Raw genomic sequence first — 20401 nt, 5'->3', positions numbered from 1 at the left:
CCGTTCGGTCGTCGGGCCAGGGCGACGGCTTCAGTTGTCGGGCCAGGGCGACGGCACCGCCGCGCCGACCGTGCTGATCAGCGCCTTCAGGTCGACGCGCACGAGGTCCACGTCCGCGATGCGCAGGGTGAGGTCGCCCGCGATGACCACGCCGCCGGCGAGCAGCCGGTCGAGGAGGTCGACGAGGGCGATCTCCCGGCCGTGCAGGGGCTCGATCGCCGTCATTCGCCCTCCATGTCGTCCGTGTCGTCCGTGTCGTCCGTGTCGTCCGTGAAGGAGTACGCCGCCCAGGGTCCCGTCACCTCGACGCGCAGGCCCGGCTGGCTGCCCTCGGTGCGGCCGATCAGCTCCAGGAACTCCTCCGCGTACGAACGGGGCACCAGATAGGCCGCGTTGAGGATGTTCAGACCGGAGCCCGTACCGGCGAGGGCCGGGCTCTGCGGCGGGTGCTGCCGGGACGCGGCGGCGGACCGGGCAAGCTCGGCGTGCAGCCGCCGCGCGAACACCTCGGCCCGCGCGGTGGCCTCCTCGCCCGCCGTGCGCTGCGCCTTGCGCCGGCGCAGGTAGTCGCGCCCGGACGCGGGAGCCCCGCGCGGCCGCGACGACCGGGCGGACGACGACTCGGCGGACGCGGAGCCACCGGCCTCCGCGTGCAGCCACACCTTCACCCCCCACTCGACGTGCCCCTCGATGCGGTCGAGGATCCGGCACAGGCGTCCGTGCTCGCTCTCCAGCATGGCGCGTACGCCGCTGTCGTCCCGGAACACCGTCGCGAGCCGCAGCGGCAGCGGGCACGTCACGGCGGCGAGCGCGCCGATGACGTGCTGGTGGGCGCGGGCGGTCTCGGCCAGCCAGTCCAGGTCCTCCAGGTGCGCGCGCAGCGGTTCGAGGCCGAAGTCCCGGGCCGGGACGGGGCTGAGGACGGCCACCAGGCCCTCGTGGGCCAGCTGCCGGGGCGGCGCGCCGCCGACCCCGGTGAGGTCGGCGTGCAGCGGCCCGGGCAGCGGGCGGCACACCGCGTAGACGTAGCGCAGTTCGTCGCTCTCGCCACCGCTCGCGCCGCCGGTCGCACCATGGGTCACGTCATCGATTACGTCATCGCTCACGTTCGGGTTCACTTCCGCGGTCACGTTCCGGTTCACCTCCGCGGTCACGGTCACGCTCACTTCCGCTCTCGGACCCGGCATCGCCCCGCGCCAGTTCGAGCCGTTCCAGACGCTGCTTCAACTCGGCGTTCTCCCGGGCGAGTTCGGACCTGCGCGCCTTGCTGGACAGGGCCGGGTCGTCCTCCCACCAGTCGATGCCCATCTCCTTGGCGCGCTCCACCGAGGCGACGACGAGCCGCAGCTTCACGGTGAGCAGCTCGATGTCGAGCAGGTTGATCCGGATGTCCCCGGCGATGACGACGCCCTTGTCCAGGACGCGTTCCAGGACGTCGGCGAGGTTGGTGCCGCCGCCCTGGCCGTACGAATCGGGCAGCCGGCTCGCGGTCGTCATCGGCGGCTCCGGGACGCGGCCACGGGTTCGTCCTCGTCGACCTCGTCCTCGGCCTCCTCGTCGACCTCCTCGGCGATGTCCTCGGGCTCGCCGTCATCCTCCTCGGCCTCGTCCTCGTACACGCCGTCCTCGTCCGCGTAGCCCTCGTCGTCCGCCTCTTCGTCGCCCTCTTCGGTGTAGGTGTCGTCGTCCTCGTGGTACGCCACGTCCTCGGCGTCCTCCTGGGGATCCGTGTCTTCTGTGTCCTCCGCGTCCTCCGTGTCCTCTGCGTTCTCCGCGTCGGTGTCGGCGTCCTGGGTCGCCGAGCGCAGCGACACATGGCGGGCGAAGTGCTTCAGGTCGAGGCGGGCCCTGCGGCCCTGGGCGCGCCAGAGGTTGCCGGTCCGCTCGAAAAGGCCCTTCGGGTAGTACTCGATGACCAGCACGACCCGGGTGAGCCGCTCGCCGAGCGGGTGGAAGGTGACCACGCCCTTCGTGGTGCCCTTGGCACCCTCCGACGTCCAGGCGATGCGCTCCTCGGGCTCCTGGTCGACGAGGCGTGCCGTCCAGCTCCTGCTGGACCAGAAGATCTTGAGCTTCCAGTGGGACTCGGTGTCGCTGACCTCCGTGGCGTCCCGCACGCCCTTGGTGAAGGTGGCGAACTCCTCGTACCGCGTCCACTGCTCGTACGCCTCGCGCACCGGCACGCCGACGTCGACGTGCTCCAGGATGACGGTGGGCTTCTGCCCGCTGCCGCTCTTGCCGCCCTTGCCGCGCGCCTTGTCCAGGGCGCCCTTGAGGGAGCCGCTCACGGCGTCCTTCAGGCGGCTGCCGCCGAGCTCCGCGGCGCTGCGCAACGGGCCCTTGCCCTCGGCGAGTTTGCGGCCGCCGTCGAGCGCGAGGCGGGCGAAGCCCGGGCTGCGGCCCTCGGCCACGTCGTTGAGCTTGACGGTGGCGTCGCCGAGCTTGCGGCCGACGCCGACCAGGGCGCGTTCGGCCTGCGCCATGAGATAGGCCCGCGCCTCGTCCTTCAGGCGGTCGGCGCCCGGGCCGTGCAGGGCGGCGCTCAGCGCGCCGCCGGAGCCCGCGCCGTTCCCGGAGCCCGCGGCCCCGCTCGCCGTGTCGCGGATCCGCTCGCGCGTGTCAGCCATCGTCGCCTCCCTTGGCACGGCTGGACCGCTGCGCCGCGGAGCGCTTGGCGGGGGCCCTCTTCGCCGTGCTCCGCTTCGCCTTGTCCCCGCCCTGGCCGCCGCGTGCGGACGACGTCTTGCGCGGCGCCGGGCTCTTCTTCCGGGCCTGCCCGGAACCCGTGCCGCCGCCGCTCTTCCCACCGGCCGAGCGGGTGGCCTTCTTGGCCGCCGACCGCGTCTTTCTCGTCGCGTCGCGGCTCTCGTCACGAGGCTCGTCACGTTCGTCGCGCTCGCCGCGGTCATCGGGCTCGCCGCGGTCATCGGGCTCCTCGGCGCCCTCCGGTTCGTCCGGCTCCCCGGCCGCCCCGTCCGTCACCCCCGCCATCCGGTCCCGGACGTCCAGCGTGCGGTCGTGCAGGCGGTCCGCGAAGGACTCCAGGCGCCGGTCGAGCAGCGATCCCGTCGCCGCCTTGCCCACGCCCCGCAGGTCCTCCTTCAGCTGGTCGCCTATCTCCTTGAACTGCGGGTTGTTCTCCAACTGGTCGGTCACCGCGCGGGCCAGGGACGCGGGGCTCAGCTTCAGCCTCCTGCCCGCGACCATGGTGCCGACGGCGAAGGCCAGCTTGGCCTTCTTGGTCCGTCCCAGGAGGTACCCCGCGCCTACGCCGAGGCCCACTGCCAAACGGTTCATCGTGTCGCCGTCCTGTTCTCCTCCGGAGCGGCCCCGGAGCCGGTCGCTGTGCCGGGCTCCTGGGCCGCTGCCTGCCGGACGCCGTAGCCGAGCCGCGTCAGCAGCTCGTCCTCACGGCGGTCGAACTCGTCCTCGCCGATCTCGCCCGCCTCCAACAGCTCGGTGAGCCGGGCGAGTTCGGCGCGGATGGCCGAGGGGTCGTAGTACTGCCGCTCCGCCTCGGCGACCACCTGACGGAGCACCCAGAGGGTGCCCCGGGCGGGCGCCAGAGGCAGCGCGAGCACTTCACCGACGAGTCCCATGGGCGGGCCTCACCGCGCCCGCGCCGCGTCGTCCGAAGGCGCGGCGGGGGCTGCGGGGGCGGGGTCGACGAAGCTGTACGGGGGCAGCGGACCGTGCACGCGCACGTCCAGGTGCGGCTGGGTCTTGCGCAGTTCCGCGACGGCGGCCACGAAGCCCTCGGCGGACTCGCGACGCACCAGGAACGAGTAGTTGGCGAGCCACCCCGTGCCCTCGGGACCCGTGCTGACGGCCTCCGCGCAGGGTTCCAGGGCACGGCGCACCTCGATGCCGTCGCTGGCCTCGCGGCCCTGCACGGCGGCGGTCAGCTGCTCGCCGAGCCGCAGCTTCTGCTCGTATGTGCCGCCGCCCGCCTTGCGGTTGGCCTCGGCCAGGGCCCGCAGCTCGGGGTTCTCGGCGAGCACCTGGTGCAGGACGGCCTGCTCGTCGTGGGCGGCCTTCACGTTGTACTCGGCCCTGCCCTCCAGGGAGCGCAGCCGCTCCTCGTAGTGGTCGGCCAGCTGGTCGAGGACGTCGAGCACGGCCTGGTCGTCCTGTGCGAGGCTGCCGAAGCGCATCGGCAGGACGGGGCCGCCCGCGCCCGCCTCGTCCAGGACGCTCTGGTGGGCGAGCAGGTCGCGCCGCTTGGGGCGCAGGTCCTCGGGGCTGTCGCTGACGATGGCCGCGAGCCTGCCGTGCCTGAGGACACGCACCGGGCGCGTCGGCTGGCCGATGCCGCCCATGCCCTCCGGCAGCCCCGGGTGGCCGGTGTGGGCGATGCCGTAGATGTAGGTGGTCACTCCGTCTCCTCCTTCCGGGACCGCGACGTGCTGCGCCGGCGCGGCCTCGCGGCCTCCTCCTCACCGGAGCGGCCCTCCTCGCGCGCCTGCTTGAAGGCGTCCGACACGGTCTCGGCGGCGCCGCTGAGCGCGCCCTTGGACTTGCCGCGCGCACCCGACTCGGTGATCTCGCCGACCAGGTCGGGCAGGCCGGGGCTCCGGTTCGGGCCTGCCTCCAGGTCGAGGCGGTTGCAGGCCTCGGCGAAGCGCAGATAGGTGTCGACGCTGGCGATGACGACGCGCACGTCGATCTTGAGGATCTCGATGCCGACGAGCGAGACGCGCACGAACGCGTCGATCACGAGGCCGCGGTCGAGGATGAGTTCGATGACGTCGTACAGGCCACTGGTGCCGCCTGCGCCGCCGCTCTGCTGTGCTGGGACGACGGTCATGCCGACCTGTCCTCCTTGCCTTGGATGACGATGTCTGGGGATGTCTCGGGATATCTAGGGGTCTGGGATGTCTCGGGGTGTCCAGGGGTGCCTGGGTCGTTCCGTGGAATGCCCGGAGCGCTCGCGTGCCCGCGGGGGGGGGCCGGTCAGCCGCCCGCGCGGTGCGGGTCGGCGCGGCCGCGCTCGTAGCGGCGCACCCTGCGGTAGGCGGTGAGCTCGCCGCCGGGGTCCATGCTCACGGCGTAGGTCGCGAGCAGGCTCATGGTGTCCGGTACGCGGGCCAGTTCGAGGACCTCGACCTCCAGCTCCCAGCCCGCGTCGGTGCGTTCGAACGACGAGACGGACTCGGCGGCGAGGCCGGTGAGTTCGGAGAGCTGTTCCCGTGCGTGCCGCAGCACCTGGATGGGCCCGGGCAGGTCGTCGGACTCGGCTGTCGTGTTGTTCTGCTTGCGGGACGTATGCGTCATGGCCACCTCCTGACCCGAGTGACCGGGTCGCGTGGGGGCAAACCTCCGCCGGGCCGGTCAGCCGCGGCGCAGCGCCCGGAGCTTGCGGCGGGCCGGGCCGAGCGCGCGGGGCGAGCGCAGCAGGCCCGCCCAGGGGTCCGTGCGGGCCTGCGCCACGGCATCCGTGATGGTCCAGCGGGCGGCGTGGGTGCCGGGGGCGTCGAGCTGCTCCCAGGCGAGCGGCACGGCCACCGGCGCGCCGGGCCTGGCCCGCACCGAGAAGGGCGCGACGGCCGTCTGCGCGTACCCGTTGCGCAGCACGTCGAGGTAGAGCCGCCCGCCCCGGTCCTTCTTGCGGACCGCGGTGGTGAAGCGGTCCGGGTGCGCGGCGGCCATGACGTCGGTGACCTCCTTGGCGAAGTCGCGGACGTCGTCGACGTGGTGGCGGCCGTTGACCGGCACGACCACGTGCAGGCCGCGCGAGCCGGTCGTCATCACGGCGGACGGCAGGCCCACCTGGTCGAGGAGTTCGCCGAGCAGCCGAGCGGCCTCGCGCACCGGCCCGTACACCTCCTGCGGGGCTCCGTCGCCCGCCGGATCCAGGTCGAAGACCATGCGGTCGGGCCGGTCGACGCGGCCGACGCGGGACTGCCAGCGGTGCAGGGTGACGCAGGCCTGGTCGGCGAGGTAGAGCAGCGTGGCGCTGTCGTCGCACACGGTGTGCGTGACGGTGCCGCCCTCCTTGGCCACCTCGGCGCGGCTGATCCAGTCCGGGTAGTGGTCCGGCGTGTCCTTCTGCATGAAGCGGGGCCCCGGCACCCCGTCCGGGTGCCGCTCCAGCATCAGGGGGCGGCCGCGCAGGTGCGGCAGCATGAAGGGGGCGACGGACCGGTAGTAGTCGAAGAGGTCGCCCTTGGTGTAGGCGGCGCCGCCGTCGGCCGCGTCGGCGCCCTCGGGGATGAAGGGCTTGCGGGGCCTGTGGAGTGCGACGGTGCGGCGGCCCGCCCGCACGGTGCGCGTCTCGCCCATGTCCGCTCCCGGCGTCATCGCACCACGTGTTCCACGAGCAGCCGTACGGCCGCCGCGATCGACTCCGCGTCGATCCCGGCGGCCCGCAGCTGCTCGGCGGGCGAGGCGGAGCCCGGTACGCCGGTCACCGCGAGGCGCACCAGGCGCGGCACGGGGCTGCCGTCGCTGAAGGCGTCCAGGACGGCGTCGCCGATGCCGCCCTCCTGCCGGTGGTCCTCGACGGTGAGCAGACAGCCCGTCTGCTCGGCGGCCGCGCGCAGCGTGCGCCGGTCGACGGGCTTGACGGAGTACAGGTCGACGACGCGCACCGGGACGCCCTCCCGGTCGAGGGCCGCCGCCGCGGCGAGCGCCTCGTGGACGGTCACTCCGGCGGCGACGACCGTGAGCCGGTCGGCGCCGCTGGAGCGCAGCACCTTGGACCCGCCGACGGGGAACTCCTCGCCGGGGCCGTAGAGGACGGGCGTGGCGCCGCGCGTGGTGCGCAGGTAGCGCACGCCGTCGAGGTCGGCCATGGCGGCGACGAGGCGCGCCGTCTGCGGGGCGTCGCACGGGTACAGGACGGTGGAGTCGGGCACGGCGCGGAACATGGCCAGGTCCTCGAGGCCCATCTGGGACGGGCCGTCCTGGCCGATGGCGACGCCCGCGTGCGAGCCCACCAGGTTCAGGTCCGCGCCGCTGACGGCCGCCATGCGGACGACGTCGTGGGCGCGGGTGAGGAACGCCGCGAACGTGGCCGCGTACGGCACCCAGCCGCGCCGGGCGAGGCCCACGGCGGCGGCGACGAGCTGCTGTTCGGCGATGTAGCACTCGAAGTACCGCTCCGGGTGCTCCTTGGCGAAGAGTTCCGCGCGGGTCGAGTCGCCGACCTCGCCGTCGAGGGCGACGACGTCGCCGCGTGCCGTGCCGAGCGCCGCGAGCGCCTGGCCGAAGGCGTCGCGGGTCGCGACCTCGGCGCCCCGCTCGTACCGGGGCAGCTCCAGGTGTCCGCTGCGGGTGGCGCGCAGCACGCGGGCCGCGGGCGGGGCCTGGACGGTGACGCGCAGCCGCCCGGGGCCGCCGAGCTCGGCGATCGCGGCGTCGGCGTCGGGCAGCGGCTTGCCGTGCAGGCCCTCGCGGTCCTCGGCGGACGCGACGCCCTTGCCCTTGACGGTGCGGGCGAGGACGGCGGTGGGCTGGCCCGCGGTGGAGCGCGCCTCGTGCAGGGCGCGGTCGACGTCCTCGACGTCGTGCCCGTCGACCGCGACGACGTGCCAGCCGAAGGCCTTCAGACGGCGCGCGTACGCGTCCAGGTCCCACTCGTGCCGGGTGGGCCCGCGCTGGCCGAGCCGGTTCACGTCGACGAGCGCGGTGAGGTTGTCCAGGTGCTCGTACGCGGCGTGCTCGGCGGCCTCCCACACGGCGCCCTCGGCCAGTTCGCCGTCGCCGCACAGGACCCAGACCCGGTAGGGGATGCGGTCGAGCCGCTTGCCGGACAGGGCCATGCCGACGCCGACGGCGAGCCCCTGCCCGAGCGAGCCGGTCGCGACCTCGACCCAGGGCAGGCGGCGCGGCGTCGGATGGCCTTCGAGGCGGCTGCCCTGCTTGCGGAAGGTGAGCAGTTCCTCGTCGTCGAGCGCGCCCGCCGCCTTGTACGCGGCGTACAGGAGCGGCGACGCGTGCCCCTTGGAGAGGATGAACCGGTCGTTGCCGGGGTGGTCGGGCCGCTGGAAGTCGTACTGGAGGTGGCGCGCGAGGAGCACCGCCATGAGGTCGGCCGCCGACAGGGACGAGGTGGGGTGCCCGGATCCGGCGGCGGCCGCGGCGCGCACGGAGTCGACGCGCAACTGCCTTGCCAGTTCGCGGAATTGGTCCGGCGCGGGGCCGCCGCGCGGGGTGGTCTCGGTCATGGTCGCTCACTCCTCGGGCTTGGGCTCGTGCTCGTGGCTCCGCGCGTCGGCCGGCGCGGGGTGCCCGCCCGGCGCGGCGGGACCGCCGGGCACCCGGGCGAGCTCCGGCGACGCCGTGTCGAGGGGCACCGACCACGACCGGACGAGGCCGAGCTGCACGCCCTGGCGCGGCAGCACCGCGTCGAGGAGCCAGTCGGCGGCGACGCGCACCCGGTTGCCGGGCATCGCGGCCAGGTGGTAGCCGCGGGTGACGGCCCCGGCGAGCGGCCCGGACAGCGGGACGCCGAGCGGGTTGGCGGCGCCCTTGACGCCGCCGAGGTCGACGGTGAAGCCGAGGTCGTGGTGGCGGTAGGCGCCGCGGCGGCCGACGCCGAGCGAGGCCGCCACGTTGCGGCCCGCGACCTTGCCCTGCCGCCAGGCGTGCTGGGCGGTCATGGCCGTGAACTCGCCCGGCTCGGCCAGGTCGGGCACGGCCGCCGCGTCCCCGCAGGCGAACACCTCGGGGTGGCCCGGCACGTTCAGGAACGGGTCGACGACGAGGCGGCCGCGCTCCAGGGGCTTGCCGATCCCGGCGACGAGCGGGTCGGGGCGCACGCCGACGCACCACACGAGGGTGCGCGTGTCGATGGTGTCGCCGTCGTCGAGGAGCACGCCCTCACGCGTGGCCTCCTTCACGGACGTGCCCGTACGGATCTCCACACCGCGTCCGCTCAGGACGCGGTCGGCGGTCGTGGACAGGCGCCGGTCCAGCTCCGGCAGGACGCGCGGCGCGATGTCCAGGAGCAGCCAGCGCGGCTCGATCCCGGCGCGCAGCGCCTGGTGGCGCGCCAGGGACCGGGTGAACAACTGCCCGTGCGCGGCGACTTCGACGCCGGTGTAGCCCGCGCCGACGACCACGAAGGTGCAGCGCGCCCGGCACGTCGCGGCGTCGGGCGCGGCGGCGGCCAGCTCGATCTGCCGGGTCACGTGGTCGCGCAGGTACAGCGCCTCCGGCAGACCGCGGAAGCCGTGCGCGTGCTCGGCGACACCGGGCACGGGAAGGAGTTTGTTGACGCTGCCGACGGCCAGGACGAGCCGGTCGTAGGTCAGCTCGCCGCGCTCGCCCTCCGGTCCCGTGTAGCGCACGGCGCGCCGCTCCAGGTCGACGCCGTCGGCCTCGCCGAGGACGAGCCGGACGTGCTTGAGGGTGCCGGAGAGCGACACGGTGACGCGGCGCGGTTCGAGGACGCCCGCGGCGACCTGCGGCAGCAGGGGCAGGTAGAGGAAGTAGTCGGTGGGGTTGAGCAGGGTGACGTCGGCCCGGCCGCGGGCGAGCCGCGCGAGGGTCCGCGCGGCCTGGAACCCGGCGAATCCGGCACCGACGATCACGACGTGCGGGCGGTGGGATGCTCGGCTCACGTTTGCGCCTCCGGTGGAGTGCGGCACGGCATCCGTGCGGTGTTCCGCACGGATGCCTCTGGGCTGCGGTGCGGGTGTCGGTACGTGTGCTCCCGCACGGACCTCCCAGGTGCCCGTGGCCGCCGGGGTGAAACCCCGCCGCGAAACCAGTGGCGCGGGGAAGGCCCGCGTGGGCACGCTCGCGGTCATGAACGCGCTGAGGGAAGCACAGGCGCTGCCGGAGGTCCTGCTCATCGGGGGCCGTTCCGGAGCGGGCAAGACGTGCGTGGGCTTGGAGGTCGCGGCACGGCTGCGGGCGGCCGACGTCGGGCACGCCCTGATCGAGGGCGACGTACTGGACGCGGTGCACCCCGCGCCGCCGGACGACCCGGACCGCTCCCGGCTCACCACCCGCAACCTCGCGGCGCTGTGGGCGAACTACGCGGCTCTGGGCTGCCGCCGGCTCGTCTACACGAACACGGCGTCCGTGCTGGGCAGCGAGGAGCGGATCTTCACGGCGGCCCTCGGGTCCCCGCGCCTCACCCGCGTCCTGCTCACGGCCGCGGACGCGACGGTCGAACAGCGCCTGACGGCCCGCGAGCGGGGCTCGGAGCTCGCCCGGCAGCTGCGCCGCAGCGCGCACATGGCGCGGCACCTGGACGCGGGCGTCCCGTCCGGCACGCACCGGGTGGCGACGGACGGCCGCACGGTGGGCGAGGTGGCGACGGCGGTCCTGCGTGCGACGGGCTGGCTCCCGGACGCGGTGGCGGTCGGCGGCTGAGGAGCCGCGCGCCTCACCGGGCCCGCGGGCCCGGCGACTCGGAGGTGGCGGGCGGCGTGGTGACGCCGGGCGGGGTGGCCGGCACCGCGGGGAAGTCGGCGGTGCCCGGGGCGCCGCGCGGGGCCTGGGGCACGGCGGCCTCGGCGGCGCCTTCGGAGGTGGCGTCCTTCGAGGTGGGCGTGCTGTCCTTGGCGGGGCCGGGCCGGGTGGGCCGGGCCGCGTTGCGCAGGACCACAGCCGCCACCGCGAGCAGCACGGTGACGATCAGGCCCGCCGCCCAGGCGGGCAGGCCGACCGCGATCGCCAGGCCGAGGGTGAGCGCCGCGGCGGCGCCCGCGTACAGCGCGACGGCTCCGGCCGTCGCGTACAGGGAGGCCTTGCGGCGCTGCTTCCGCGCCGCGTCGGCCAGCTCGGCGCGGACCTGGCCGCGCAGTTCGGCGCGCACCGACTCGTGCAGGGACGCGCGCACCGCCTCGTGGACGACCTGCGACAGCGCGTCGCTCAGGGCCGTCTCCGGGGACGCGACGCCCGTGGCCGTCCTGCCCGGCGCGCTCGACGGGGGGACCTGAGGGTAGTGGGGGTTGTCCGATGCAGTCATGGCCGCCGAGTACCCCGCGGCCCTGGCCCGTAACGACGGCGTGGGCTCGGCCGAATGGATCTCCTGCCCGGCCGGGGCCAACTAGGCTCGTTCGTATGGAAATCCTGGGAACCGTGCTGCGTGTCTGTGTGACCGATCTGGAGGCGTCCGTCTCCTTCTACGAGCGGCTGACGGGCAGCACAGCCATGCGCTTCGAACGGGGCGGCGTCTCCGTCGCGTCGGTCGGGTGCTTCCTGCTGATGAGCGGGCCCGAGCACGAGCTGGAGATCCTGCGCAAGGTCACGGCGACGATCGCCGTGAAGGACGTGGACGAGGCCCACGCCACCCTCACCGCCTCCGGGGCCCGCATCATCGCGGGCCCCGTCCCCACCCCCGCGGGCCGCAACCTGATCGCGATGCACCCGGACGGCACGGTCTTCGAGTACGTGGACCGCAACGCGTAGCGTCTCGTGCCGGGCCCACAGCCGCCCCGCCCCCCTGCGCTCAGGCCCCGCCGCCAGGGACCTCGGCAGGCTCGGCGGGGCGCATCCGGAAGTCGTAGGCCGGTGGCACCGGCACCCCCGGTGCCACCGTCGCCCACAGCTCCCCCAGCCCCTCGTCCCCCTCGCGCAGGTCCGCCACCTCGAACCCCTCGTCGAGTACCGCGCGCGCCCCGGCCGCGTCCCCCTCCGCGACCAGCAGCCTGACTTCGAGCAACCGGAAGCGCCCGAGCCGCCGCGCGTCGGGGCCGAGGCGCTCCCAGACCGCCCGCGCCGCCGCCGCGCGGCCCACGGCGAGGAGCGCCTCGATGGCCTCCCGCCCGAGCGCCGCCCCCACGGCCCCCGCCGCCTCGTCGTCGCCGAGCCCGGCGAAGGCCTCCTCGTACCGGTCCGCGGCCCGCTCGCCGTGCCCCGACTCCAGGTCGGCCACCGCCAGGCAGCGCAGCAGCGGCCAGCGCACCGCGGCCCGTGCGAGCCCGCGCTCCCAGCTGCGCTCCGCCTGCGCCCGGTCCCCCGCGTGCCACTGCGCGACCCCCAGGTGGTACTCAGCGTGCGGCCGCGCGGGCGCCGTCTCCAGCATGTCCCGCCAGTGCCGGGCGACGAGCGTGGGCCCGGGCACCCAGGGCCCGGACGGCTCCGGCACGGCCCCGGACCGCAGCAGTTCGAGCCACGGCTCCTGCTCGGGCCCGAGCGCGGCCTCGGCGAACGGCGTGCCCGGCAGCTTGTACCCGCCCCGAAGGACTTCGAGCGCGCCCCAGCCGGACCCGACGGCGAGCGTCTCCCCCGGCTCGTCGTCGGCGTGCGCCAGCCACCGCTCGTACGCCGCGTCCACCGCCGCCCGCGGCAGCGCGTCGGCGAGCCGCGCCTCGGCCGCCGCGCGGGCCGCCGCCCAGTCGTCCCCGTGCGCCACGTCCGCCGGGAGCGCCAGCGGTCCGTACGACTCCAGCCACGCGACCTCGCTCTCCGCGTCGAGCCGCACATGCTCCAGCTGCGTGCGCGCGAGCCCCGCCTGGATCTCCGCGTACCCGCCGGACCCCGGGCCGGTCAGCCACTCCTGCCAGCGCCGCCCGCCGCTGCCCGCGCCCCAGCGGAAGAGCTTGCGCCCGCGCAGCGTGGCCGTGGACGTCTGGACGAGGCCGTGTCCGTCGGCGTCGAGCGCCGCTATCCAGCGGCGCGCGCCGTCCGGCACGTCGTAGAAGTAGTCGGCGGCGTACGGCCCCTGGGGCTCGGGCACCGGCACCCGGGCGAGGGCGTGCGCGTAGTCGTACCGCCAGGCCTCGTCGGCGGGCGCGAGCACCCGGCGCTCCTCGGGCACGGCGATGTTGGACCACCAGTAGACGGGCACGGACTTCTCGTGCGGATTGCGGATCCGCACCCCCACGTGCAGGAAGTCGGAGTCCTCCGGCAGCCACAGGTCCACCTGGAACGGCACGTCCCGCAGCCGCTCCCACTCCCACAGGCGCAGCATCGGGCCGCCGTCGGGCGCGGTCACGACGGCGGCGTGCAGCGGTGCGCAGGACAGCGTGGTGTGCCCGGTGGCGCCGATGTTCCACTCGATGCCGCCCGCGTACCAGGCGCCGTTCAGCGCGAAGCACGCGGGCTGGAACACCGGGTTCCGGTACAGCAGTTCGCGCCCGCTCTCCTTGTGCACGAGCGAGTGCACGCGACCGCCGAGACCGGGCAGGACGGTGGCGCGCAGCCGCTCGTTCTCCAGGACGAGCACGTCGAACGAGGTGGCCGTGCGCTGTCGGCCGTAGCCGTCGCGCAGCGGCGCGGGCAGCACCGAGCGCAGCGGCTCGTACCCGAGTTGCCGCGCCATGTCGCGCGGAAGCTCCTGCCGCGCGCGGTCCTCGACCCGGTGCGGCGCGCGCGGAAGGCGCAGCGGCGGCAGCGGATTGTCCGGCCCCAACGCGGCCGCGGGCAGGGTAGTTACGTCGCGTCGCACGGTCGTCGCCACGGCGGTCTCCTCAGGTCATCGGGTCGTTGACCATGGAACACGCTGAACGCCGCCCCGGCCAGAGGCCCGGACCGCTTCCGATGACGCCGAGAGCGATCACGCGTCCGCGAAGGCCGCCACCACGACGTCGGTGAGCACGTCGCCCGCCGTGCCGTCGGGGTCGAGATCGGGGTCGTAGATGGTGACGTTGAGCCCGACGCAGCGGGGTGAGCGGACCAACGGGCGCAGCAGCGCGAGCAGTTCGTCCGGGTGCAGGCCGTCCTCGTCGGGGCTGTCGACGGCGGGCATCACGGACGGGTCGAGCACGTCGGCGTCCAGGTGCACCCAGAAGCCGTCCAGGGCCTCGTGCTCCAGGCCGACGACGGCCGAGCGGGCCACGTCGGCGGCGCCCCACTGCCGCAGTTCGCCGACCGTCACGGTCGGTATCCTCAGCTCGCCCAGCTCGGCGCGGTCCTCGTCGCCGTCGCGCATGCCGAAGATCCTTACGTCCTCGTCCTTCAGATAGGGCCGCAGGCCTTCGAGGTCGGTGAGGTCGTCCTGGCCGCGCCCGGTGGCGAGCGCCAGCTCCTCGCCGCCCGCCGCGCCGATCCGGTCGGAGTTGCCCGGGTGCCGGAAGTCCGCGGAGGCGTCGATCGCCGCGAGGCCGTAGCGCCCCATGCGGCGCAGCGCGAGGGACGCGCCGAGCTGGATGGAGCAGTCACCGCCCAGGACGACGGGCAGGTCCCCGGCGCGCAGATGGCGCTCGACGCGGTCGGCGAGCCGGGGCGTGTACGCGGCGATCGCGGCGGCGTTGAACACGCCGTCGCCCTCCTGCCAGTCGCCCCGGTCGTAGCGCGGCGGCACGACGACGCCTCCCTCGAAGGCGTTCAGGCGCCGCAGGATGCCGCGCTCGCGCAGCGCCCCGGCGAGCTTGTGGCAGCCGGGCACGGTGCCCGGGGCGGGCGGGCGCAGGCCCAGGTTGGAGGGCGCGTCGATGACCACGATGTTCCGCATGCGGTCCATCCTCCGCGACAGGGGCCGGCCCCTTCAATGGCCCTGGCCGTGGCCGACGTCACGGCCGGTCCGTCACTCCGCGCGACGGCCCTGGCCGGTCGGCGACGCGGCCCGCATCTCGGTGGTCAGCGCCCACCGCTGGTGGTCGCGCCACGCCCCGTCGATGAACAGGAAGTCGGGCGAGAAGCCCTCCAGGCGGAAGCCGAGGCGGCGGGCGAGCGCGATCGACGCGGCGTTGCCGGGCTGCACGTTGATCTCCAGGCGGTGCAGGCGCAGTTCGCCGAAGGCGTGGTCCACGACGAGCCCGAGCCCCTCCCGCATCAGGCCGCGCCCGGCGGCGTGCGCGAACACGCCGTAGCCCAGCGCCCCGCAGCGGAAGCCGCCCTGGACGATGTTGTTGACGTTGATGAACCCGGCGATGGCGCCCGACTCCCGCGCGCAGACGAGGTACCCGGACCTGGTGGGGTCCTCGATGAGCGTGCGCGCGTACGCCGCGTAGGTCTCCTCCGTGGTGGGCGGGAACAGCCAGGGCCGGTGCAGCTCCTGGCTCTCCCTGGCCCGGGCCGTGAACTCGGCTCCGTCCGCGGGGGTGAAGCGGCGTATCCCCACGCGGGGGCCTTCGGCGAGGTGACGGGGGCTCGGCTGGCGCATCCGCCCCACGTTACCGGGGCGCCCGGCTCACTTGCGCCGTCGGACGAAGTAGGCCCCGCACACGGCGCCGAGCACCGCGGTGCCGAACAGCGCCATCCACAGCGGCATGGTCACCTCGGGGATGAGCAGCCGGATCTTGGTGCTGCGGGTGTTCTCGAAGATGAAGACGAGGGTGAGCAGGGCGATGACGGCGACGGTGATCCTGCCGGGCGTCATCAGCCCGGCCACGCCGCCCTTCGAGGGACTCTTGGAGCCGCCCGTGGAACTGCTCATGGCGGGACCCTTCCGTATCCGTCGCAGCGCCGGCCGCTGCCCGTCCCGTCAGGATGGGCAGCGGTCGGGGCACGGCGCACGGCGGGTGACGCGGCCGGGTGGGTCCGTGGGCCGATCGGGTGACAGCGGCTAGGTCCTGTCCGGCCCGTGGGACACGCTCTGGACCACGGGCAGCCGCAGCACGCCGGTGTCGCCGGGCGCGCTGGTCACCGTCACCGGCTTCACACCGCGGTTGCCGCCGTACGCCCCGTCGCTGGCCGCGATCACGAACCGCAGCCGGTGCCCCTTCTCGTACCGGTGGACGATCCCCGGGAGGCGGACCGTGAACGGCCCCCGCACGTCCGGCACCCGCACCGGCGCCACCAGGCGGTGGACCAGGGTCTGCTCGCCGCCCGGCGCCACGTCGTACAGCTTCGCGAAGAGCACCAGCTTGTCGGCGGCGTCGGCGGAGCGCTGCGCCCGCTCGGCGCGGGGCGAGTCCACCCTCAGCGTCGCCTCGGGCGCCCCCACGACCTCGACGGACCGCGTCAGCGGCTCGGTGGTCCAGCCGAGGTGGGTGCCCCTGGTGTCGTACGGCGCCGGGTCGGGCAGGCCCGCGAGCCCGGCGGCCCGGCTCTCCGAATGGCTCGTGGGCAGCGGCCCGTTGCGGTACGTCCGGCTGCCGGACGTCACCCGGGCGGGGTCGTCGACGAGCCGCCCCTCACCGGAGAGGTACAGCTCCCGCCGGTCCGCGGGGAGCCGCGACGCGGTGGCGTAGGCGCGGTCCGGGTCCTTGATCCAGTCGCGGTGGTAGGCGAAGTCGGGCCCGGTCTCCGCGCTCTCGTCGTGGCGCAGGTAGCGGTCGAACCACGCCAGGATCCGGCGTCCGACGTAACTCGACTCCAGATCGCCCCCGCCCAGGTCGAGTTCACCGGCGGCGGGGCTTCCCGTGCCGCCGCTGTGCCCCCAGGACTGCCAGATCATCTTCGCCGTGGTGCCGTGCTCCTTGAGCGTGCGGTACGTCGCCTCCGCCTCGTTCAGGTTGAACAGGGTGTCGGCCTGGCCCTGCACCAGCAGCGTCGGCGCCTCCACCCGGTCCAGGTACGACACCGGCGACACGCTGCGCGCGAACGCGAGGAGACGCCGCGTCCGGTCCGCCGGATAGCGCCCGGAGTTGAGCGTGCGGACCATCTCGCAGGCCCGGGTGACGAAGTGCAGACAGTCCAGGGAGTTGATCCGGGACGGGTCGAGGCTCGGTGCGAGCAAGGGCTGGCCCTCCCCCGCGAGGTAGAAGCCGTTCATCCACTGCCACTTGGCGGCACCGGGGACCTCGCGGCCCCCGGCCGTCCGGTCGACGGCGTTGTTCGGGGCGAGGGAGTAGGCGAGGTCGTGCCAGGTGATCATCGGGACCAGCGCGTCCACGCGGTGGTCGTCGGCCGCCGTCGCCAGCTGGACCGCGCCGCCGTACGAGGCGCCGAGCATGCCGACGCGGGGGTCGCCCGGGGCGTCCGCGACCACGTAGTCGGCCCGGGTGCCGTCGTCGGCGGCCCGCTCACCGGCCAGGAAGTCCAGGAGCCCGGAGGCCGCCCGGCCGTCGATCGCGGGGTCGTCGAGCGAGATCAGACAGCCGGACCTGCCGAAGCCGAGCCCGGAGTACACGAGCCCGACGTAGCCGCGCTCCGCGACGATTCTGCCGATGGCGGCCGTGGAGGCATCGTCCTTGCTGCCGCCGAAGCCGTTGGTGGCGAGCACGGCGGGCGCGGGGTGCGCCCGGTCCACGCCCCGCGGGCGGTACAGATCGGCGTCCACGGTGCAGCGCCGCTCCCCCGCCGTGACCGTGAACGTGAGGGGCGTGACGGTGAACCGGCCGCTCCGGGTCTCGCCGCCGCCCCGCTCCCCGGCACCGGACGCGGGCCCGGCGAGCAGCAGGGGCGCGGCGAGCGCGGCGGCGACCAGCGCCCGCCCTCTGGCCCGGCCGCCTCCCTTCGGCGGGGCTTTGCGGAACGACGGCACGGCAGGACGGAACACGAGGGCCTCCACGGTGGGGGCGAGCGACCACCGCCCGGCAGGCACCGGCGCGCGCTCGTACCGAGACACACGTCATGCGGCGGGGCAACGCCCGTGGCACTGGATTCTTGACGGAGATTCAGCGAACGGGGCGCACGCCGCACGTGCTCGCGCGCTCCCTAGACGAGCGCGGGTATGTCCAGGGTCAGCGTCCCCGCGTCCGCGTCCAGGTGCCCCGGTATCCCGAGCGGCACCGTCAGCGCCCCGTCACCGTGCCCGAACCCGAACTCCTCCACGACCGGCACCCCCAGCCCCTCGAGCCGCTCCGCGAGCAGCGGCCCAAGCCTGTCGTACGCCTCGCACTCCACCCACGACCCGAGCGCCACCCCGGCCACGCCGTCGAGCCAGCCCGCCCGCGTCAGCTGCGTCAGAAAGCGGTCGATGTGGTACGTCTCCTCGCCGGTGTCCTCCAGGAGCAGCAGCCCGCCGCCCGCACCGGCCCTGGCCCCCGCCGCGCCCACGTCGGCCGCGAGCAGCGACAGACAGCCGCCCAGCGTCACCCCATGGGCCCGCCCGCCCACCAGCGGCCGGCCCGCGGAGGCGAGCACCCGCACGGACTCCGGCTCGAACAGCGTGGCCCGCAGGTGCTCCTGCGCCCGCGCGCTCTTCAGGAAGCCGGCCTCCGCGACCATCGGGCCGTGCAGCGTCACGATCCCCATGCGGCACGCGAACGCCTCGTGCAGCGTGGTGATGTCACTGAACCCGAGGAACACCTTGGGCCCCGCCGCCCGCATCGCGTCCCAGTCGAGGAGGTCGACCATCCGCGCCGCCCCGTACCCGCCGCGGGCGCAGAACACCGCCGCCACCGACGGATCGCACCAGGCGCTCTGGAGGTCCCGCGCCCGGTCCTCGTCGGTGCCCGCGAGATAGGCGAACCGCGGGTGCGTGTCCCGGACATGCGAGGCGGCCACGGGGTCGAGGTCCCAGCCGCGCAGGATGTCCAGGCCCGCCGCGAGCAGGTCCTCGGGGACGGGTCCGCTGGGCGCGACGACCGCGACCCGGGCGCCGGGGGCGAGCCGCGCGGGCCGCGTCAACGGCGCGGCCACCGCGCTCACTTGGTCAGCTCCAGCGTCGGCAGACCGCCCGCCGGATCGATCCTGAACACCTGCGCGTACAGCGAGAGCTCCGCCTCCAGGGCCCGGACCAGGGTGTCGGCCCGCCGGAAGCCGTGCCCCTCGCCCTCGAAGGCGAGGTACGCGTGCGGCACCCCGCGCCCCTCCATCCGCTCCAGGAACCGCTCGCACTGCGCGGGCGGACAGATCACGTCGTCCAGGCCCTGGAGCAGCAGGAACGGCGCGGTGACCCGCTCGGCGTGGCGCACCGGCGAGCGCTCCTCGTACCGTCCCGGCACCTCGTCGGGCGGCCCGATGAGGGTGTCCAGATAGCGCGACTCGAAGTCGTGGGTCTCCCCGTCGCTCCATGACGTGAGGTCGAGGACGGGGTAGATGATCGTGCCGCAGGCGTACACGTCCGTCGTCGTCAGGGAGCTGGCCGTGGTCCAGCCGCCCGCGCTGCCGCCCCGGATCGCCAGGCGCGCGCGGTCGGCGGTGCCCTCCTCGGCGAGCGCGAGCGCGACGGCGGCGCAGTCCTCGACGTCGATCACGCCCCACTGCTCGCGCAGGCGGTTGCGGTACTCCCGGCCGTGGCCCGTCGAGCCGCCGTAGTTGACGTCGGCGACGCCGATGCCGCGCGAGGTGAAGTAGGCGATCACCAGGTTGAGGACGAGCGGCGCCCGCGAGGTGGGCCCCCCGTGCGCCCACACCACGTACGGCGGCAGCTCGTCGTCGGGGGCGAGGTGGCCCGGGTGGTGCGGCGGGTACACATGGGCGTGGATCTCCCGGCCGTCGGGTCCGAGGAACGTGCGGATCTGCGGTTCGGGGTAGTACGTGGGGTCCACCGGGTCGTCGTGCGCCGCGCCGATGACGCGGGCACGGCCGGTGCGGGTGTCCAGCTCCACCACCTCGTACGCGCTGCGGGGGCTCGCGGCGACGCCGATGACGCGGGTGCCGCTGACGGCGACCGACGCCGACCACTCCGTCCAGGGCCCGGCCGCGTCGACGACCTCGCCGGTCTCCGGGTCGAGGACGCCGAGCGCGGTGGCGCCCGTGCCGTGCACGACCGCGACCAGGCCGCTGTCCAGCGGCGCGAACCAGCTGAGGCCGAGCTGCCACAGCGGGCCGCCGAACTCCTCCTCGCGCTGGCAGAGCGCGACGGGGGTGCCGTCGAGCGCCGCGCGGTACAGGTTCCACCAGCCCGTGCGGTCGCTCGCGAACAGCAGCCGCCCGTCCGGCGCCCACTCGACCTGCGCGATCGACTCCTCCGGGCCGCCCGCGAACCGGCGCGCGCCGCCGAAGGAGCCGTCCGCGCCGACCTCGGCGACCATCAGCTCCGTGCCGTCCCAGGGCATCCGGGGGTGGTCCCAGGCGAGCCAGGCGACGTGCGCGCCGTCCGGCGCGAGGCGGGGCCCGGTGACGAACCGGTGGCGCCCGTCGGACAGCTCCCGCACCGCGGCCCGGTCCCCGGCGGCCGAGCCGTCGAGCGGCACGGCGGCGAGCACGCGCCGCACGTCGGTCTGCTTCTCGCCGGTGAACTCCTCCAGGACGCACCACACCTCCCCCCGGTCGGCGTGGATCCGCGGGTCCGCCCAGCGAAGCCCGCCGCCCACGTCCGACACCGGAGTCAGGGGTCTGGGCTCCGCGCCGGGGACGTCCGGCTCGTAGGCGTACAGGCGCTGGTCGGTGAAGTGCGTGAACACGATGAGCGGGCCCCGCGGGTCGCCGGGGCGCTCGGTGCCGGTCCAGGGCAGGCCGCCGTACTCGATGACCCGGCTGCGCACGTTCCACGGAGCGGGGAGCACCGACTCCTCGCGGCCGTCCGGGCGGCGGCGCAGCAGCGCGCGTCTGCCGCCCTCCAGCGGGCGCGGCTCCGTCCACCACGCCTCGCCCCCGACGAAGCCCGCGAAGGCCGGGTGGCCGTCGTGCGCCGCGGCGAGCCCGGCGTCGATCGGGGACAGCCACGAGCCGTACGGCTTGGTCAGTGCCATGTCGATCATCTCCCCCACAGTCCGTTCCCCCATTG

The 20401-nt window shown here is 74.9% G+C and carries 22 protein-coding genes; 2 read left to right on the top strand and 20 right to left on the bottom strand.

The genetic code is table 11. The annotated features are described in order from the left end of the window. Positions 1-30: 30 nt before the first annotated feature. The 12 genes from CP982_RS33190 to CP982_RS33135 all read right to left on the bottom strand — a co-directional run bounded on the left by CP982_RS33190 (position 31) and on the right by CP982_RS33135 (position 9536). Positions 31-225 carry a gas vesicle protein gene (locus tag CP982_RS33190; protein ID WP_144321779.1) on the bottom strand — a complete coding sequence of 65 codons (195 nt, stop codon included), beginning with the start codon at positions 223-225 and terminating at the stop codon, positions 31-33. Next, complete coding sequence (locus CP982_RS33185; protein WP_229878729.1) at positions 222-1034, bottom strand: GvpL/GvpF family gas vesicle protein; 813 nt, start codon at positions 1032-1034, stop codon at positions 222-224. The genes CP982_RS33190 and CP982_RS33185 overlap by 4 nt, the downstream gene beginning before the upstream one ends. Before the next feature lie 61 nt (positions 1035-1095). After that, entirely contained in the window at positions 1096-1497 is a 402-nt protein-coding gene (locus tag CP982_RS33180; protein ID WP_150513829.1) for a gas vesicle protein, read from the bottom strand. Beyond that, positions 1494-2627: an SRPBCC family protein gene (locus CP982_RS33175; RefSeq protein ID WP_150513828.1), complete on the bottom strand. Its 1134-nt coding sequence runs from the start codon at positions 2625-2627 to the stop codon at positions 1494-1496. The genes CP982_RS33180 and CP982_RS33175 overlap by 4 nt, the downstream gene beginning before the upstream one ends. Further along, the gene (locus tag CP982_RS33170; protein ID WP_150513827.1) at positions 2620-3297 is read right to left on the bottom strand and encodes a DNA primase; all 678 of its coding nucleotides are present in this window, start codon (positions 3295-3297) and stop codon (positions 2620-2622) included. The genes CP982_RS33175 and CP982_RS33170 overlap by 8 nt, the downstream gene beginning before the upstream one ends. Beyond that, positions 3294-3599, bottom strand: a complete 306-nt coding sequence (locus tag CP982_RS33165; protein WP_150513826.1) for a gas vesicle protein GvpG — start codon at positions 3597-3599, stop codon at positions 3294-3296. Before CP982_RS33165 ends, CP982_RS33170 begins: the two co-directional genes overlap by 4 nt. A 9-nt stretch (positions 3600-3608) precedes the next feature. Then, the gene (locus CP982_RS33160) at positions 3609-4376 is read right to left on the bottom strand and encodes a GvpL/GvpF family gas vesicle protein (protein WP_150513825.1); all 768 of its coding nucleotides are present in this window, start codon (positions 4374-4376) and stop codon (positions 3609-3611) included. Continuing rightward, complete coding sequence (locus CP982_RS33155; RefSeq protein WP_150513824.1) at positions 4373-4807, bottom strand: gas vesicle structural protein GvpA; 435 nt, start codon at positions 4805-4807, stop codon at positions 4373-4375. Before CP982_RS33155 ends, CP982_RS33160 begins: the two co-directional genes overlap by 4 nt. A 146-nt stretch (positions 4808-4953) precedes the next feature. Continuing rightward, positions 4954-5274, bottom strand: coding sequence for a gas vesicle protein GvpO (locus CP982_RS33150; RefSeq protein ID WP_150513823.1), 321 nt, complete (start codon positions 5272-5274; stop codon positions 4954-4956). A 57-nt stretch (positions 5275-5331) separates the two neighbouring features. Next, on the bottom strand, positions 5332-6282 hold the full coding sequence (ligD, locus tag CP982_RS33145) for a non-homologous end-joining DNA ligase (protein WP_372503459.1): 951 nt from the start codon (positions 6280-6282) through the stop codon (positions 5332-5334). 14 nt (positions 6283-6296) lie between these two features. Beyond that, positions 6297-8168 (bottom strand): transketolase, encoded by a 1872-nt coding sequence (locus CP982_RS33140; RefSeq protein ID WP_150513822.1) that lies wholly within the window; start codon positions 8166-8168, stop codon positions 6297-6299. 6 nt (positions 8169-8174) lie between these two features. Further along, positions 8175-9536 carry an NAD(P)/FAD-dependent oxidoreductase gene (locus CP982_RS33135; RefSeq protein ID WP_150515838.1) on the bottom strand — a complete coding sequence of 454 codons (1362 nt, stop codon included), beginning with the start codon at positions 9534-9536 and terminating at the stop codon, positions 8175-8177. 217 nt (positions 9537-9753) lie between these two features. Between CP982_RS33135 and CP982_RS33130 the strand changes: the two genes are divergently transcribed. Next, positions 9754-10326 carry an ATP-binding protein gene (locus tag CP982_RS33130; protein ID WP_150513821.1) on the top strand — a complete coding sequence of 191 codons (573 nt, stop codon included), beginning with the start codon at positions 9754-9756 and terminating at the stop codon, positions 10324-10326. 13 nt (positions 10327-10339) lie between these two features. On the opposite strand, the gene CP982_RS33125 is transcribed toward CP982_RS33130, so the two are convergent. Beyond that, positions 10340-10924, bottom strand: coding sequence for a phage holin family protein (locus tag CP982_RS33125; RefSeq protein WP_150513820.1), 585 nt, complete (start codon positions 10922-10924; stop codon positions 10340-10342). Positions 10925-11019: 95 nt separating this feature from the next. Between CP982_RS33125 and CP982_RS33120 the strand changes: the two genes are divergently transcribed. Continuing rightward, positions 11020-11367 carry a VOC family protein gene (locus CP982_RS33120; RefSeq protein ID WP_150513819.1) on the top strand — a complete coding sequence of 116 codons (348 nt, stop codon included), beginning with the start codon at positions 11020-11022 and terminating at the stop codon, positions 11365-11367. Positions 11368-11407: 40 nt separating this feature from the next. Here CP982_RS33120 and CP982_RS33115 read toward each other — a convergent pair whose 3' ends face one another. From CP982_RS33115 to CP982_RS42725, 7 genes are all read right to left on the bottom strand, one after another. Beyond that, positions 11408-13360, bottom strand: coding sequence for a DUF5107 domain-containing protein (locus tag CP982_RS33115; protein ID WP_150513818.1), 1953 nt, complete (start codon positions 13358-13360; stop codon positions 11408-11410). Positions 13361-13456: 96 nt separating this feature from the next. Further along, on the bottom strand, positions 13457-14353 hold the full coding sequence (locus tag CP982_RS33110) for an arginase family protein (RefSeq protein ID WP_150513817.1): 897 nt from the start codon (positions 14351-14353) through the stop codon (positions 13457-13459). A 72-nt stretch (positions 14354-14425) separates the two neighbouring features. Then, complete coding sequence (locus CP982_RS33105; protein WP_150513816.1) at positions 14426-15004, bottom strand: GNAT family N-acetyltransferase; 579 nt, start codon at positions 15002-15004, stop codon at positions 14426-14428. Positions 15005-15031: 27 nt separating this feature from the next. After that, a complete protein-coding gene (locus CP982_RS33100; RefSeq protein ID WP_150513815.1) occupies positions 15032-15277 on the bottom strand; it encodes a LapA family protein in 246 nt (81 codons plus the stop codon). Between the two features lie 129 nt (positions 15278-15406). After that, on the bottom strand, positions 15407-17212 hold the full coding sequence (locus CP982_RS33095) for a CocE/NonD family hydrolase (RefSeq protein ID WP_221515652.1): 1806 nt from the start codon (positions 17210-17212) through the stop codon (positions 15407-15409). 230 nt (positions 17213-17442) lie between these two features. After that, complete coding sequence (locus CP982_RS42180) at positions 17443-18378, bottom strand: S66 peptidase family protein (protein WP_229878612.1); 936 nt, start codon at positions 18376-18378, stop codon at positions 17443-17445. Further along, positions 18375-20375, bottom strand: a complete 2001-nt coding sequence (locus CP982_RS42725; protein WP_229878614.1) for a S9 family peptidase — start codon at positions 20373-20375, stop codon at positions 18375-18377. Before CP982_RS42725 ends, CP982_RS42180 begins: the two co-directional genes overlap by 4 nt. Between the last annotated feature and the right edge of the window lie 26 nt (positions 20376-20401).

This window comes from Streptomyces spectabilis, assembly GCF_008704795.1.
In the GTDB taxonomy this organism is placed as follows: Bacteria; Actinomycetota; Actinomycetes; order Streptomycetales; family Streptomycetaceae; genus Streptomyces; species Streptomyces spectabilis.
The sequence above is the reverse complement of the archived record's forward strand: the minus strand, read 5'-3'. Positions and strand labels throughout refer to the sequence as shown.

Coding starts and splice junctions, on each gene's coding strand:
- CP982_RS33190 (WP_144321779.1), bottom strand. CDS start 225: ATGACGGCGATCGAGCCCCTGCACGGCCGGGAGATCGCCCTCGTCGAC.
- CP982_RS33180 (WP_150513829.1), bottom strand. CDS start 1,497: ATGACGACCGCGAGCCGGCTGCCCGATTCGTACGGCCAGGGCGGCGGC.
- CP982_RS33175 (WP_150513828.1), bottom strand. CDS start 2,627: ATGGCTGACACGCGCGAGCGGATCCGCGACACGGCGAGCGGGGCCGCG.
- CP982_RS33170 (WP_150513827.1), bottom strand. CDS start 3,297: ATGAACCGTTTGGCAGTGGGCCTCGGCGTAGGCGCGGGGTACCTCCTG.
- CP982_RS33165 (WP_150513826.1), bottom strand. CDS start 3,599: ATGGGACTCGTCGGTGAAGTGCTCGCGCTGCCTCTGGCGCCCGCCCGG.
- CP982_RS33155 (WP_150513824.1), bottom strand. CDS start 4,807: ATGACCGTCGTCCCAGCACAGCAGAGCGGCGGCGCAGGCGGCACCAGT.
- CP982_RS33150 (WP_150513823.1), bottom strand. CDS start 5,274: ATGACGCATACGTCCCGCAAGCAGAACAACACGACAGCCGAGTCCGAC.
- ligD (WP_372503459.1), bottom strand. CDS start 6,282: ATGGGCGAGACGCGCACCGTGCGGGCGGGCCGCCGCACCGTCGCACTC.
- CP982_RS33140 (WP_150513822.1), bottom strand. CDS start 8,168: ATGACCGAGACCACCCCGCGCGGCGGCCCCGCGCCGGACCAATTCCGC.
- CP982_RS33130 (WP_150513821.1), top strand. CDS start 9,754: ATGAACGCGCTGAGGGAAGCACAGGCGCTGCCGGAGGTCCTGCTCATC.
- CP982_RS33125 (WP_150513820.1), bottom strand. CDS start 10,924: ATGACTGCATCGGACAACCCCCACTACCCTCAGGTCCCCCCGTCGAGC.
- CP982_RS33120 (WP_150513819.1), top strand. CDS start 11,020: ATGGAAATCCTGGGAACCGTGCTGCGTGTCTGTGTGACCGATCTGGAG.
- CP982_RS33110 (WP_150513817.1), bottom strand. CDS start 14,353: ATGCGGAACATCGTGGTCATCGACGCGCCCTCCAACCTGGGCCTGCGC.
- CP982_RS33105 (WP_150513816.1), bottom strand. CDS start 15,004: ATGCGCCAGCCGAGCCCCCGTCACCTCGCCGAAGGCCCCCGCGTGGGG.
- CP982_RS33100 (WP_150513815.1), bottom strand. CDS start 15,277: ATGAGCAGTTCCACGGGCGGCTCCAAGAGTCCCTCGAAGGGCGGCGTG.
- CP982_RS42725 (WP_229878614.1), bottom strand. CDS start 20,375: ATGATCGACATGGCACTGACCAAGCCGTACGGCTCGTGGCTGTCCCCG.